General features: G+C 35.7%; 14 protein-coding genes and 1 tRNA gene. 7 read left to right on the top strand and 8 right to left on the bottom strand.

The window, feature by feature from the left end; all coding sequences use genetic code 11:
- Nucleotides 1-184: 184 nt before the first annotated feature.
- Both G5B32_RS01750 and G5B32_RS01745 read right to left on the bottom strand, forming a co-directional pair.
- Nucleotides 185-269, bottom strand: a tRNA-Ser gene (locus G5B32_RS01750).
- A gap of 117 nt (nt 270-386) precedes the next feature.
- Entirely contained in the window at nt 387-1,271 is an 885-nt protein-coding gene (locus tag G5B32_RS01745) for a bestrophin family protein (RefSeq protein ID WP_165289832.1), read from the bottom strand.
- Between the two features lie 47 nt (nt 1,272-1,318).
- Here G5B32_RS01745 and G5B32_RS01740 point away from each other — a divergent pair, with 47 nt between their 5' ends.
- Nucleotides 1,319-2,173 carry a glycoside hydrolase family 25 protein gene (locus G5B32_RS01740; protein WP_165289831.1) on the top strand — a complete coding sequence of 285 codons (855 nt, stop codon included), beginning with the start codon at nt 1,319-1,321 and terminating at the stop codon, nt 2,171-2,173.
- Between the two features lie 12 nt (nt 2,174-2,185).
- A complete protein-coding gene (gene trxA, locus G5B32_RS01735; RefSeq protein ID WP_165289830.1) occupies nt 2,186-2,485 on the top strand; it encodes a thioredoxin in 300 nt (99 codons plus the stop codon).
- On the opposite strand, the gene G5B32_RS01730 is transcribed toward trxA, so the two are convergent.
- Complete coding sequence (locus G5B32_RS01730; protein ID WP_165289829.1) at nt 2,482-3,807, bottom strand: hemolysin family protein; 1,326 nt, start codon at nt 3,805-3,807, stop codon at nt 2,482-2,484. The genes trxA and G5B32_RS01730 overlap by 4 nt on opposite strands.
- A gap of 155 nt (nt 3,808-3,962) precedes the next feature.
- On the opposite strand from G5B32_RS01730, the gene G5B32_RS01725 reads away from it, so the two are divergent.
- Both G5B32_RS01725 and G5B32_RS01720 read left to right on the top strand, forming a co-directional pair.
- Entirely contained in the window at nt 3,963-5,078 is a 1,116-nt protein-coding gene (locus G5B32_RS01725) for a phosphotransferase enzyme family protein (RefSeq protein WP_165289828.1), read from the top strand.
- 3 nt (nt 5,079-5,081) lie between these two features.
- Nucleotides 5,082-5,708 (top strand): carbohydrate-binding family 9-like protein, encoded by a 627-nt coding sequence (locus tag G5B32_RS01720; protein ID WP_165289827.1) that lies wholly within the window; start codon nt 5,082-5,084, stop codon nt 5,706-5,708.
- 45 nt (nt 5,709-5,753) lie between these two features.
- Here G5B32_RS01720 and G5B32_RS01715 read toward each other — a convergent pair whose 3' ends face one another.
- The 5 genes from G5B32_RS01715 to G5B32_RS01695 form a co-directional block, all read right to left on the bottom strand.
- Nucleotides 5,754-6,413, bottom strand: a complete 660-nt coding sequence (locus G5B32_RS01715) for a hypothetical protein (protein WP_165289826.1) — start codon at nt 6,411-6,413, stop codon at nt 5,754-5,756.
- Between the two features lie 22 nt (nt 6,414-6,435).
- Entirely contained in the window at nt 6,436-7,185 is a 750-nt protein-coding gene (locus G5B32_RS01710) for a hypothetical protein (protein ID WP_206366759.1), read from the bottom strand.
- A 121-nt stretch (nt 7,186-7,306) separates the two neighbouring features.
- Nucleotides 7,307-7,981 carry a hypothetical protein gene (locus tag G5B32_RS01705; RefSeq protein WP_165289825.1) on the bottom strand — a complete coding sequence of 225 codons (675 nt, stop codon included), beginning with the start codon at nt 7,979-7,981 and terminating at the stop codon, nt 7,307-7,309.
- Nucleotides 7,982-9,937 (bottom strand): M1 family metallopeptidase, encoded by a 1,956-nt coding sequence (locus G5B32_RS01700; RefSeq protein WP_165289824.1) that lies wholly within the window; start codon nt 9,935-9,937, stop codon nt 7,982-7,984.
- Nucleotides 9,934-10,287, bottom strand: coding sequence for a Spx/MgsR family RNA polymerase-binding regulatory protein (locus G5B32_RS01695; RefSeq protein WP_165289823.1), 354 nt, complete (start codon nt 10,285-10,287; stop codon nt 9,934-9,936). The genes G5B32_RS01700 and G5B32_RS01695 overlap by 4 nt, the downstream gene beginning before the upstream one ends.
- Before the next feature lie 302 nt (nt 10,288-10,589).
- On the opposite strand from G5B32_RS01695, the gene fbaA reads away from it, so the two are divergent.
- The 3 genes from fbaA to G5B32_RS01680 all read left to right on the top strand — a co-directional run bounded on the left by fbaA (nt 10,590) and on the right by G5B32_RS01680 (nt 14,529).
- On the top strand, nt 10,590-11,669 hold the full coding sequence (gene fbaA, locus G5B32_RS01690; protein ID WP_165289822.1) for a class II fructose-bisphosphate aldolase: 1,080 nt from the start codon (nt 10,590-10,592) through the stop codon (nt 11,667-11,669).
- A gap of 153 nt (nt 11,670-11,822) precedes the next feature.
- Entirely contained in the window at nt 11,823-13,613 is a 1,791-nt protein-coding gene (lepA, locus tag G5B32_RS01685) for a translation elongation factor 4 (protein ID WP_165289821.1), read from the top strand.
- 31 nt (nt 13,614-13,644) lie between these two features.
- Nucleotides 13,645-14,529, top strand: coding sequence for a bifunctional 5,10-methylenetetrahydrofolate dehydrogenase/5,10-methenyltetrahydrofolate cyclohydrolase (locus G5B32_RS01680; protein WP_165289820.1), 885 nt, complete (start codon nt 13,645-13,647; stop codon nt 14,527-14,529).
- Nucleotides 14,530-14,593 lie beyond the last annotated feature (64 nt).

Genomic DNA, 14,593 nt, shown 5'->3' with positions numbered 1-14,593 from the left:
ACAAAACTCAAAGCTTTCAGGAGTGTCTTTCGTGGCGTAAGGGATACAACATTCTTCCTATACAGAGTGATGAAATTGTATGCTTAAAAATCTTTACCCCCCCAAACTTTCCGTATGATCCGATTTGAGTTCTTGTTGAGGCTATAAATGCAAAAAGCTCCATCTTTTGATGAAGCTTTTTCTGCGGAGAGTGAGGGATTCGAACCCCCGAACCTGTGACAGTTAACGGTTTTCAAGACCGCCGCATTCGACCACTCTGCCAACTCTCCGCCACAAAAGTAGAAATTCTAACTAGATCTACAAAACTTATTTTGCGACAATAGGCTTATGCCTTGAAAATGAGGTGAATTATTTTATTTTCTCCTAGAAAAATTCACTTTTTGAGGCTATTGAGCAAGAATTTCGCGGCAATGCTTACGGATATTATTTGCTATTTTATCTATTGGAAGATCGTCAGAGTCCAAACCAAAAGGTTCTTCAATGGATTCGCCTATCATTTCTATCGTTATTAGTACATAGAAAATAAACGGAACCGCCAACGTTACGAAATAACCCATAGAGAAAACATATCCTACAGGAAGAGTGATAGAATAAATGATAATAAATATCTTGATAAATGAACTGTAAGCAATGGGAATAGGCGTATTTTTGATGCGTTCACATGCTCCACAGACATTCGTCATCCCTGTGATATCTTCATGTAAGATTCGAAGCTGGTCGCCCGTAATTTTGTTTTCTGTATATAATGCATTCACCTTTTTAAATATTAGGGAAGCTACTTGATTAGGTCCATGCTTTTTGTCATCCAAATCAGCTAATTCAGGATGATCTTTTTCGTCCAACATAAATTTGGTGTAATCCGACCTCAAGAAGCTAAATAATGTCTCAGCAAAAAGCGGTATGGATTTTCGGAAGAAATTACGGTTGACTTTATCATCTACGGGCAGCATAGCATTTAGTTTTATACTCAAGGTACGGCTTATGTTCGTCAAAGCTCCCCATTGTTTGCGTGCTTCCCACCACCTGTCATACGCGGTATTGGTACGGAAAACCAAAATTAACGAAAGCACAAATCCCAGTAGATTATGTACGGTGGTGATATTTTTAACCCAACTTTTATCGGATAAATTGAGGTATTCGAGTTCGAGATAAGCTACGCCCCAAGAAAAGGCAGAAACAAGTAAAAGTATAGGGAAGATCTTTTTCGAATGATCAGATTTCAACAAATGTTTTATGGTATGAAACCAATCTTTCGGGTTATAAACTTTCATTAATTATAGTTGATATAGATTTTGAAATAACTTATTTTAGTCGCAATATGGCGAAATATCAGAAAAGGAGCAAGAAAAATGTTGTATCAGCTGCAGAGGAGAGAAGGCGGTATTTGATATGGAGCGTTGCTATACCATTTGCTGTAATAGTTTTGATTGCCATATGGAATTACCGGCATAGTGTTAAGTATTATTATCACGTACTTTTTGATAAGGAAATCAAGAAAGGAGATTCTGAAAAGAGTAAACATGATGCGCGTAATATATTATTGATGAATTCTCATTCGGATAAATCTTTTGGGATTGATATTAGTCAATATCAAGGGAAGATTTTGTGGGATTCTGTAAGTCTGATCAATGAAGAATTTCCTATAGATTTTGTTTTTGTAAGAGCCACGATGGGAGAGAAAGGGAAGGATAGTAAATTTGATCAAAATTGGTCTGCTGTACAGCGCATTAATAAACTGCGCGGTGCTTATCATTATTTTAGGCCAAATGAAAATTCCATCAAACAAGCTAATAATTTTATTAAAACAGTAAAATTAAAACCGGGCGATCTTCCACCTGTTCTAGATATTGAAGAGCGTCCGCGAAGGCAATCGATGGATAGTCTGCGTGTAGGTTTGAAAAGATGGTTGGATCGGGTAGAAGCGCATTACAAAGTCAAGCCTATTGTATATTCAGGAGATAGTTATTTTACTGATTTCTTAGAGAAAGAATTTAAAGATTACAAGCTTTGGATTGCTAATTATAATTTTTGGGTAGAGTCGCCTAAAGCACATTGGGATATTTGGCAATTTTCGGAAAAAGGCAGCGTTAAAGGAATTAAAGGTTTTGTGGATCTCAATATGTATCATTTGGATGTAGAAGACTTGGAAAAATTGAGTATCCCTTTTAATTAATAAAGAAAAGTTATGGCAAGTTTTAAAGAGTTGATTGAGAAAAATAATTTGGTTTTAGTGGATTTTTCAGCAGAATGGTGTGGACCTTGTCAGACATTAGCGCCCATTCTCAAAGAAGTGAAAGAACACTTTGGTGAAGGATTAAGTGTGATTAAAATTGATGTGGATAAGAACAATGCTTTGGCAAGAAGTTTTTCGGTGCAAGGTGTTCCGACTTTGATATTATATAAATCTGGTCAACAGGTGTGGCGGCAAAGCGGTCTATTAACCAGATCAGATCTAATATCGATTATTCAGCAATATGCTGCCTAATCGATATTATCCGTAATATCAGAATTTAGTGATTTGATTTTTGTCATCGCCACCTTGTCTATTCGGTTGCCATCCATGTCGATGACTTCCAAATGGTAACCTTTGTAGGTGATGGATTCTCCTTCGGCAGGGATATGATCCAAATAAAGGAATACCAGTCCTCCGACAGTCGTTATATTTGAAATTTCATCTTCGTCATCTTCGCTTAGGTGGATTTCAAATTTTTCGAAGAAATCATCAAGCTGACAACGTCCATCTATGATGTATGAGCCATCTTCGCGCAAACGAACCAATTTTGATTTACTTTCTTTCGCTTCTTCATCGAAAGTTCCAACTAGATTTCCGAGGATATCTTTTAATGTAATAATACCTTGAGGTGTTCCGTACTCATCAATTACAACAGCTTGTGTCACTCTGCTGCTTTTTAATATCTCCAACACAGAATATATTCCGCTGTTTTCATTCACAAATGGAATAGGCTGGATTAATTTTTCGATATCTGGATGATCATTCAATAAAAAGGCTTTCAATAAATCTTTCACCGAAATAATACCTTTCATATTATCAAAATGTCCGTCGCAGACTGGGTACTCTGTATGATTGGACTTAAGAATATATTTCCGCATCTCCTCAAAGGAATCCTGAATATCCAAGTATGTAATATCATTGCGGTGAACCATAATATTCAAAGCGCGCTTATCGCCAATAGTCAACAAGCGATCTACCAAATCATGTTCAAAGCCTTCAATAACGCCACTAGTCACTCCTTCATCGACTAAAGCTTTAATTTCTTCCTCTGTTACCGCATTGCTGGAAGTTTTGATATTTAATAATTTAACAATAAAATCAGTCGAAACAGATAATGACCAAACAAACGGCTTTACAATTTTGCTCAGGATGTCCATTGGTCTGGAGATGAGCGAAGCATATTTTTCTGGTATAGCCATCCCAATTCTTTTGGGCACCAGTTCGCCAATAACCAAGGACATATAGGTAATTATTAATACAACTATACCTACGGAAAGCGTGTCGCTATATGGAGCTAATGAAGGAATCGATTTCAGGTGTTCAGCGATGTAAGTTGAAATAGAGCCCCCAGAGAAAAAACCAGTTAAAATACCAATTAAGGTAATACCTATTTGAACGGTAGATAAGAATTGATTGGGGTCATCTTTAAGTTTTAAGGCTCTTTTTGCGCCCGCATTTTCATCACTTATGGATTGTAATCGTGCTTTTCTACTGGATACTATGGCGATTTCGGAGGCGGACAAAATACCATTAAGTACCATAAGCACCAAAATGACGACTATTTCTGTTATCATATATTAAATAAAAATCTTCATTACGAATATAATAAATTAAATCAGGATAAATGATTCCATTCTGAAAGAAAATGGTGCAAACGTTTGATATAAAAAAAAGCTTTATTTAATACAATGAATTATTGATATTGGTCATTATTTTGAAAATCAAGTGCATGAATTTAACCAATGACGTTTATTTTGAGCTCAAAAATGTAGTTTCTCAATTTGATATTTCTGGCGAAATCGTAAGTATCGAAAAATTTGGTTCCGGCCATATTAACGATACATTTCGAGTGCGCATAGATAATGCCGATACTTCCTATTTATTGCAAAAGATTAACCACCATATATTTCCTAATATTGATGGATTGATGCAAAATATTCAATTGGTCACCGATCATTTGAAAAATGTGATGGCAGGTAGTGTGGAGGATGTAACAAAACATACTTTGACGATTATTCCTTGCAAGGACAGCAAGCTTTACCACAAAGACCAGGATGGTCAATATTGGAGAGTATTTATATTGTTAGACAATGTTAAAAGCTACGATATCGTAGAAACTTATCAGCAAGCTTACTCTGGTGGGCGAGCTTTTGGACAATTTCAAAAACAATTATCTACGCTAGATGCGCGTAAAATTGTAGAGATATTGCCAAATTTCCACAATATTGATTTTAGATTGAATAATCTTAAAAATGCGATTCGTGAAAATAAAGCTAATCGACTAGATGAGGTAAAAGATATATTAGACTATATCAACTCGCGTGAAAATCGCATGCTTACCGTTTTGCACATGGCCGAAAATGGTGAATTGCCTTTACGTATTACGCACAATGATACCAAATTCAATAATGTATTATTGGATGAGAATGATAATGTACAATGTGTGATTGACCTGGATACGGTAATGCCAGGTTATGTAGCTTATGATTTTGGTGATGCGATACGCACGATTATCAATTCAGCCGCTGAGGATGAAAAAGACCTATCTAAAATAGTTTTAAATATTCCATTGTTTCAAGCTTATACAGAAGGTTATTTGGCAGAAGCCGCTGAATTTTTAACCGAAGAGGAAATAGAATCTTTATTTTATGGGGTGTTATTATTGCCTTATATGCAGGCAGTTCGTTTCTTGACTGATTATATAGATGGTGATTTATACTACAAAATTCATTATCTTGACCACAATTTAGTACGTACTCGTGCTCAAATAAAGCTCGTTCAGGAATTGGAGCAACACGAAACGGTACTGAAGGATATTTTGAAAAATACACTATCTATCAATTAGTAAATGAGTTCATTAGAAGTACCTAAAATTCACATTCCCTCCATTACGATGGAATCCTTAAAATTTGTTTTCAAGGAATTGGAATGGCATGCTATCGATCAGGCTCCATGGGCTAACGAATATCCATATCAACCTGATGTGAAGTTTCAGATTGCTTACGATAAAGAGCATATATTTATACATTACGATGTGAAAGAAGAGTTTGTGAAAGCTTCTTACATTCGACCAAATGAAAATGTATGGGAAGATAGCTGTGTGGAATTTTTTCTTTCCTTAGATGGTAAAGAGACCTACTACAATTTTGAATTCAACGCATTGGGTACAGGTTTGATAGGATACGGATCGGCAGTAAAGTCAGAAAGAACACGTTTATCTGCAGCGCAAATAGAATTAGTGGATACGTACATTCAAGTGAAAAATATTAAAGGTAGTAAAGAGTGGGAGAGTTATTTGGTGATTCCAACCTCACTTTTTAATGCAGTTTCGTTGGAAGGTCAGACGTATCATGCAAACTTTTATAAATGTGGGGATGGTCTTCCGCAACCACACTTCTTAGCCTGGAGTACTATCGATTTACCCAAACCAAACTTTCACCAACCCCAATTTTTTGGCGAGATAAATTTCATATAGAAAACCATAAAATAAGAAAAGGCGAATCTTACGATTCGCCTTTTCTTATTTTATAGTGGAAACTTTATGCTTATCAACTTTTTTAATCCAGTAAATTATATAAACTGTTCCTAAAACTGTTGGCGCCATCCAGTAAATGGTTTCATTAAAGTGTAACCCCGCGACAAGGAAAGCGGTAAAGGAAGCAATTAATGCACCTACCATTCGACCAATATGGCTTTTCAGATAGGCTATGTTTTTCGTAGTTAATCTTTTGAAATATTTAAAATCATTTACGCTCATAAATAAGCCAAATCGCGCAAAGAATACATACAATATAGAACCTTCTATTTTCTGTAGGATTCCCAATACACCCAATCCAAGCATGATGATACTGATGAATAACATTGACCCCGAGATGATTTTGTCCAATGTATCTGCGGCGGATTTCTCTTTGCTTTTAAATGTGAGCGCACGATTACCTGCTAAAATCATATAGATAGTGAATAAGCCAATTAGAAATAAAAAGGTGTTTTCGTGATTCGGCAACCGCGCAATTATCAACGAAATAAGAGAACTGCTGATCATAGCTGCACTGAATATTTTACCAGATTCTTTGTGTGAAGTATTTCCCTTTCGAAAATATACGCTTGAAAGTCCAGATAACAGTCCTAATCCCCCTAAAAAAGCGTGGATATAAATTAATGTTTTTATAAATGTTTCCATTAGTAAAGGTGTGTAAGTGTGATTATGACGTAATAATTGGCGTGCAAGCTACATTATTTTTACTTAATAGATCACAAATAAAATCAAAAATCGAATGACAAAATTTGATTTTATAAACTTCTTTTATAAAACCTCTTTTTCTTACTTTTTTTGTCCAATAAGTAATGATGATAATACCAATAAAAGTAGGAGTAATCCAAAAGATTATATCATTTCGTTGTAACCCTGTTACTAGAAATGCCGTAAAAGCTGCTATTAAAGCTCCTATCATGCGACCAATGTGACTTTTCAACCAAGCAATTTTTTGGAATCTGTAAAATTTGTAATTTCTAAAATCATTTATTCCCAAGAATAAGCCTATCGCTCCAAAGAATAAGAAAAATATAGCATCTTCGTGTTCAGCTATCCATTTGAAAGTCGCGACAATTAGCATTATTAGCGCAATAAGAAACATACTTCCAGAGATAACTTTATCGGTTGTATTAGCCGACAATTTATTAGAATCTCTAAATGATAAAGCGCGATTTCCAGATAATATCAAATAAATGGTAAAGAGTCCGATTAAAAAAAGAAAAGTATTTTGATGATTGGGGAGTATGGCAATGACTAAAGATAGTCCTGAACTAATCAGCATAGAAAAGGAAAATATTTGACCGGAGTTTCGGTGTTTTGTTCTTTCTTTTCTAACATATAGACTTGCTACACCCGATAGCAATCCTAATCCACCAAAGAAGGCATGGATATAGATTAATATTTTAATTAAAAATTCCATTCTAGGGTTAGTGTGATTTAAGTCAATTTACGATTATAACTTTACCCTATCAAGAAGTGTTTGAGTATTTACTTAAAAAAGTTGTTAAAAAGTAAGAGCGAATCAATCGATTCGCTCTTACTTATTTTATTTTTTTAAATGTGGTATAACTTTCTATAATATAAACTTTTAGATCTTCAGGGCTGGAGTTTTCAATGAACTCTACCGTAGGTCTAAATCGTTCTCGAAATAAGGCTATATCGGCATCATTTAATGGTAGCAATGATCCAATTAGATGCTTGGTAAATTTGCGATCGATCTTTCTGGCTTGAAATTCTTCGTAGAGTATATCAACGCTTCGACGCGCATTTTTTGCTTCACGCCCTAAAAGGCGAGACGGTGATATTTTTACTCCACCTTGATTTCTGGGAACTTCTACAATTTTTCCTGCATTTTTTGCCTTTTCTAGTTCTTGTGCGAGCACATTGTCCGTCATTCTCTTGACTAAAACCTCGTCAATATGAAGGATGTTTTCGTCTTTATTCAAATAAATTCGACGAACCGCTTCGTCATAATAGAAGATAGTATCTGGATTATAGCCTAAAATTTGAACGCCCAAATAATCATTTACTTCGCCCGCAATTTTGAAAGAGCCGTCTCGGTTGGAATTGGCAATTTCATTGGTACGTAGGTTTTTTATTTCTACATTATTCAAGGGTTGGCTGCTAACTAAATCGTAGATAAAGCCATTAATGTGCTGCGCTTGAGCAAAGCTCGATATCGCAGTAAGAACTGTTATAATAATATATTTAATCATTTATTTGGCTCTCCAAGTATTGTTTTCTGGATTAATGTCGGGATAAACATTACGTGGATCTAATCTTACAGAAGTAAGTTTTTCTGTAGTATTCAACTTGAATGTCCAGACTTTATTCCTTTCCCAGATTTCTACAGGAAGTTTAGTCGTTACTTTCTGTCCACTTTCTGTAGTAGCTTCCACTTCAATTGGCATTGGAAGTTTACCTAAATTTTGTACGGTAACCAATGCGCCTTTCTTTTCATCCAACTCTACATAACGAACCTCTGAAATGCCTTGATCCATTTGCCAGTTATTTTGGAACATTCCTCTCCAAAACCAATTTAAATTTTCGCCTGTTTCATTTTCGATAGTACGGAAAAAGTCCGTTGGAGTGGGGTGTTTGTAAGCCCAATATTCTATGTATTTGCGGAAAGCAACATCGAAACGCTCAGGACCTATAATTTCTTCGCGCAATAATCGCAAGGCATATGCTGGTTTGTAATACGCTAATATACCTATGTTTCTTTCTCTCATCGTTTGAGGAGAATTCATCACAGGTTCTAATGAAGGATTGAATGTGGCTTGAGTTAAACTATTCTTACTTCCGAAAGATCTGTTGTATTCGCCTTTATTAAAATGCGCTGTAGAAATCTCATTGATAAACGTATTAAAGCCTTCATCCATCCACGCGTGTAATCTTTCGTTGCTACCCACAATCATCGGAAACCAGTTGTGACCAAATTCATGATCTGTTACGCCCCATAAGTCTCCGCCTTTAGCTTTATAACCACAGAAAGATAATCCTGGATACTCCATACCGCCAACATTAGAAGCGACATTTACGGCAACAGGATAAGGGTATTCAAACCATTTGGTGGAATAATGCTCAATAGAAGCTTTTGTGTATTCTGTAGAGCGTTCCCATCCATTTTTGCCATTGCTTTCTTCTGGATATAGGGAAAGTGCTAAACTTGTTTTTCCGGAAGGAAGATTAATCTTTGCACCATCTACGATGAATGATGTAGAAGCAGTCCAAGCTACGTCATGCGCATTTTCTAAACGATACTTCCATGTAAGTTCCTTTTTATTCGGTCGAGAATTCTTATCTGTTACTTCTGCTAATGAACGAATCATGACTGTTTTGTCTGATTTTTTCGCTTCATTATAGCGGGATAGTTGCGTAGCAGTCCATACTTCTGCAGGATTCAATAACTCACCACCTAATGCCACAATATGATTAGCAGGCGCAGTAATTTCTACATTAAAATCACCAAATTCTAAATAAAATTCACCTGGTCCAGTATACGGATGCGTATTCCAACCTAAAACATCATCGAATACCGCTACACGTGGATACCATTGTGCGATAGCATATATCTTCCCGTTTTTTGTTGGTAAAATACCTGTTCTGTCCGCGCCATATTCTGGAATAGAAAATTCAAAATCCATAGCAAAGGTGATTTTACCACCTTTAGCTTCTAAAGATTTCGGTAAATTAATACGCATTCTCGTATCGGTAATTACATAATCCGTAGTTGTTGCATTATTGATTTTGACATTTGATAATTTATAACCACCGTCAAAAGTGCTACTGGCACTTCCGTAACGGCTTTCTGTCAAAGGAATAGTCGCTTGTCCACGTGACTGGGAATTAAAAAGATTTTGATCTAACTGAAACCAGACAAAGTCCAAAGCTTCTGGACTATTATTGGTATACGTTATTGTTAAAGAACCTTTTATTTTATCTTGTTTATCATCCAAAGTAGCTTTGATGTCGTAGCTGGCAGCATTCTGCCAATATTGTGGGCCGGGTTTTCCGCTTGCAGAACGATATTCTGTTCCATTAGAAGTATAAAAATTAGGACCAAAAGCTTCGCTATAATTGTAATCGCTTTTCGGTTGTTGTGCTACTAAAGTTTGCGAAGATAATAATGCAAGACTTAGTAAAAGGCAGTTAGATATATTCTTTATCATAAATTAGATAATTTTTGTTTATAGGTTTCTTCATCAAATCCCAATATGATATCATTTTCCAATTCGATAACTGGACGTTTAATCATACTGTTGTTACTTAATAAAACTTCACGGGCAGATTTTTCATCTACTACAGCAGCTTGCTGTTCTGCAGAAAGCTTTTTCCAAGTAGTTCCTTTTTTATTTACTAAATTTTCCCAAGACGTTAGCTTTTGCCATTCCATTAGTTTTGAATCTTGAGCGGGTTCTTTTTTATAATCGTGGAAAGTATAAGCGATCTGGTTTTCATTCAGCCAATCCAAAGCTTTTTTTACTGTGTTACAATTCTTGATTCCGTAGACGTTTAACATATTTATTCGTTTTAGCTCTTAATATATTACTATAAAAGTAAGTATTATTTCAATTCTTAGGTTGTTAAAAATAGGTAAACTTATATCATTTATATTGAAAAATCTCGAGATATGGTTTTCATAGGTTTAGTCATATTCAATAATTTTAGATGGCTATATGTTTCTATTTCATAATGTTAGAAAGAAGAAGGATTAGGATAATTTTATAAAAAATTCATTTTCATAGTGTATTTTTTACACTATTATTTTTTTTAATGATAAATTAATTATATTTTTATAACTTCATTAAAAATAATACAAAAATGAGCCTAAAAGATTATAAAGGTGTTTTGACAGGTGATCAAGTTCAAGAGTTATTTGAAATTGCTAAAAAACACAAATTTGCTTTACCTGCTGTAAACGTAATAGGTACTAACTCTATTAATGCAGTTCTAGAAACAGCAAAAGCTGTTAACTCTCCAGTTATCGTGCAATTGTCTAATGGTGGTGCACAATTTTATGCTGGTAAAACATTAAATAACGATGGATTAAAAGCATGTATCTTGGGTGCTGTTTCAGCTGCTCAACATGTTCATTTATTAGCTGAGCATTATGGTGTTGCAGTAATCTTGCATACGGATCACGCTGCTAAAAAATTACTTCCTTGGATCGATGGTTTATTAGATGCTGGTGAAAAATTCTTTGCACAAAACGGTAAGCCTTTATTCTCTTCGCACATGTTGGATTTATCAGAAGAGCCTATCGAAGAAAATATCGAAATCTCTGCTAAATACTTAGCTCGTATGAAACCACTAGGTATGACTGTAGAAATCGAATTGGGTGTGACTGGTGGTGAAGAAGACGGCGTAGACAACTCAGATGTTGATAGCTCTAAATTATACACTCAACCTGAAGAAGTAGCGTACGCTTATGAAGAATTATCTAAAGTATCTGATAAATTCACAGTAGCTGCTGCTTTTGGTAACGTACATGGTGTATACAAACCAGGTAACGTGAAATTACAACCAGTTATCTTACACAACTCTCAAGAGTACATTCGTGAGAAATTTAATTTAGAAGCTGAAAAACCAGTAAACTTCGTATTCCACGGTGGTTCGGGTTCTTCTCCAGAAGAAATCGCTGAAGCTATCTCTTACGGCGCTATCAAAATGAACATCGATACAGATATGCAATGGGCTATGTGGGATGGTGTTCGTGCTTACGAAGCTAAAAACCACGATTACTTACAAAGTCAAATTGGTAATCCTGAAGGTGAAGATTCACCTAACAAAAAATACTACGATCCTCGTGTATGGTTACGCAAAGGAGAGGAAGCTTTCGTTGAGCGCTTAAAACAAGCTTTCGCGGAATTGAATGCTATTGACGTAAACAGTAAATTGTAATACCAAACATTCTATATAGTTGAGGGTTATTGATTGAACATCGATAACCCTTTTCTTTTGCTGTAAAAAACTCTTTGTACAGCTCATTTTAGTGCATATTTCTTGATATAAATACAGTATATTTGCTTTTTAATTTGAAGGCATAAAACCTGTATGAAGCATATACGTAATTTTTGTATTATAGCACACATTGACCACGGTAAAAGTACCTTGGCGGATAGATTATTAGAATACACCAACACAATTTCGCAAAGAGAAGCACAAGCTCAACTTTTGGATAATATGGATTTGGAACGTGAGCGTGGTATCACCATCAAATCGCACGCTATTCAAATGGATTATATTCAAGATGGTGAAAAATATACTTTGAATTTGATCGATACGCCAGGACACGTGGATTTCTCTTATGAAGTATCTCGTTCAATCGCGGCGTGTGAAGGTGCATTATTAATCGTGGATGCTTCGCAAGGTATTCAGGCGCAAACTATTTCGAACCTTTATTTGGCAATGGAGCATGATTTAGAAATCATTCCTATCCTAAATAAAATGGACTTGCCTGGAGCAATGCCAGAAGAAGTGAAAGACCAAATCATTGATTTGATTGGTGGTAAACGTGAAGATATTATCCCAGCATCTGGTAAAACAGGTTTGGGGATTCCTGATATTTTAAGAGCGATTGTAGAGCGTGTACCTGCACCAGTTGGTGATCCAAATGCGCCATTGCAAGCTTTGATTTTTGACTCGGTGTTCAACTCGTTTCGCGGTATCATGGCGTATTTCAAAGTAGAAAATGGCGAGATTCGTAAAGGTGATAGGGTAAAATTCGTTGCTACGGGCAAAGAATATTTTGCGGATGAAGTAGGAACATTGAAATTAAATCAAGTACCGAAAGAAGTAATCAAAACAGGTGACGTAGGTTATATCATCTCCGGTATCAAAGAAGCACGGGAAGTAAAAGTAGGAGATACAATCACTACAAAAGATAACCCGTGTAAAGAAGCTATCCAAGGTTTTGAAGAGGTAAAACCAATGGTATTTGCCGGTATTTATCCAGTAGATACTGAAGACTTCGAAGAATTGCGTGAGTCTATGCACCGTTTGCAATTGAATGATGCTTCGTTGGTTTTCGAACCCGAATCTTCTGCGGCTTTAGGTTTTGGTTTCCGTTGTGGTTTCTTGGGCATGCTGCATATGGAGATTATCCAAGAGCGTTTGGAGCGTGAGTTCAATATGACTGTAATCACCACAGTTCCCAACGTTTCTTACAAAGCATATTTGACAAAAGATAACGAAGAAATCATTGTTCACAACCCTTCGGATTTACCAGATCCTAGTAAATTGGATTCTATCGAAGAACCATATATTAAAGCAAACATCATTACAAAAGCGGATTTCGTTGGTCCTGTAATGTCTCTTTGTATCCAAAAACGTGGTACTATAATTAATCAATCATACTTAACTTCGGATCGTGTGGAATTGGTGTTCGAGATGCCGATGGGTGAAATTGTATTCGATTTCTATGATAAGTTGAAAACCATTTCTAAAGGTTATGCATCTTTTGATTACCACCAGATTGGATACAGGCAATCGGATTTGGTGAAATTAGATATTCGTTTGAACGATGAGCCAGTAGATGCATTGTCATCCTTGATTCACCGTAGTAATGCGTACGATTTTGGTAAAAAAATCTGTGAAAAATTAAAAGAACTTTTACCTCGTCAACAATTCGAAATTCGTATACAAGCTTCTATTGGTGCGAAAATTATCGCGCGTGAAACTATTTCAGCTTTACGTAAAGATGTAACGGCTAAATGTTATGGTGGTGATATTTCGCGTAAGCGTAAATTGTTGGAGAAACAGAAAAAAGGTAAAAAACGTATGCGTCAAGTCGGTAACGTAGAGATTCCTCAATCGGCGTTTATGGCGGTGTTGAAATTAGATTAATTTGTAGATCAACCTATAAAAATATATAAGCATGAGATTATTAGACGGTAAAGAAGTATCCGCTAAGATTAAAGAAGATATTAAGAAAGAAGCTGCAGAATTTACGGCTAAAGCTGGTCGTAAGCCTCATTTGGTTGCTATTTTAGTAGGTAATGACGGTGGTAGCGAAACATATGTAGCAAGTAAAATGCGTAACTGTGAATTGGTAGGTTTTGAATCTACTAATATTCGTTACGGCGTTGATATTACAGAAGAAGAATTAATCGCAAAAATTCAAGAAATCAATCAAGATGATACCATTGATGGATTAATTGTTCAATTGCCATTACCAAAACATATTGATCCTGATAAGATTACCGAAGCTATTGATTATCGCAAGGATGTTGATGGTTTCCACCCAATCAACTTGGGTCGTATGCAACGTAATTTGCCATGTTTTATTCCTGCGACACCTTATGGAATTATGCTGATGTTGGAGCATTATGGTATTGATACATCTGGTAAACATGCTGTAGTCGTTGGTCGTAGTAATATAGTGGGCTCGCCGATGAGTATTTTATTGGCACGCAATAGCAATCCAGGTAACTGTACCGTGACTTTAACACATAGCCGTACTGCAGATTTGAAAACTGAAGTATTGCGTGGAGACATCGTTGTAGCTGCTATCGGTAAAAAGAACTTCGTTACTGCTGATATGGTAAAAGATGGTGCTATCGTCATTGACGTAGGTATCAATAGAGAAAACTCTACAGAAACAAAATCAGGTTTCAAATTATACGGTGACGTTGACTTTGAAGAAGTTTCTAAAAAAGCATCTTGGATTACTCCGGTACCAGGAGGTGTAGGTTTGATGACTATTGTTGGTCTATTAAAGAACACTTTGGAAGCCGCAAAAGGTACTATCTACACGAAATAGTTAAAGATTCTTTGGCATAAGAATTGTAAAACAATAACAGTTAATAAATTTTTAAACTTAAATA

This window comes from Sphingobacterium sp. SGL-16, assembly GCF_011043515.1.
Lineage (GTDB): Bacteria > Bacteroidota > Bacteroidia > Sphingobacteriales > Sphingobacteriaceae > Sphingobacterium > Sphingobacterium litopenaei.
This window is presented reverse-complemented; position numbering and strand designations above follow the sequence as displayed.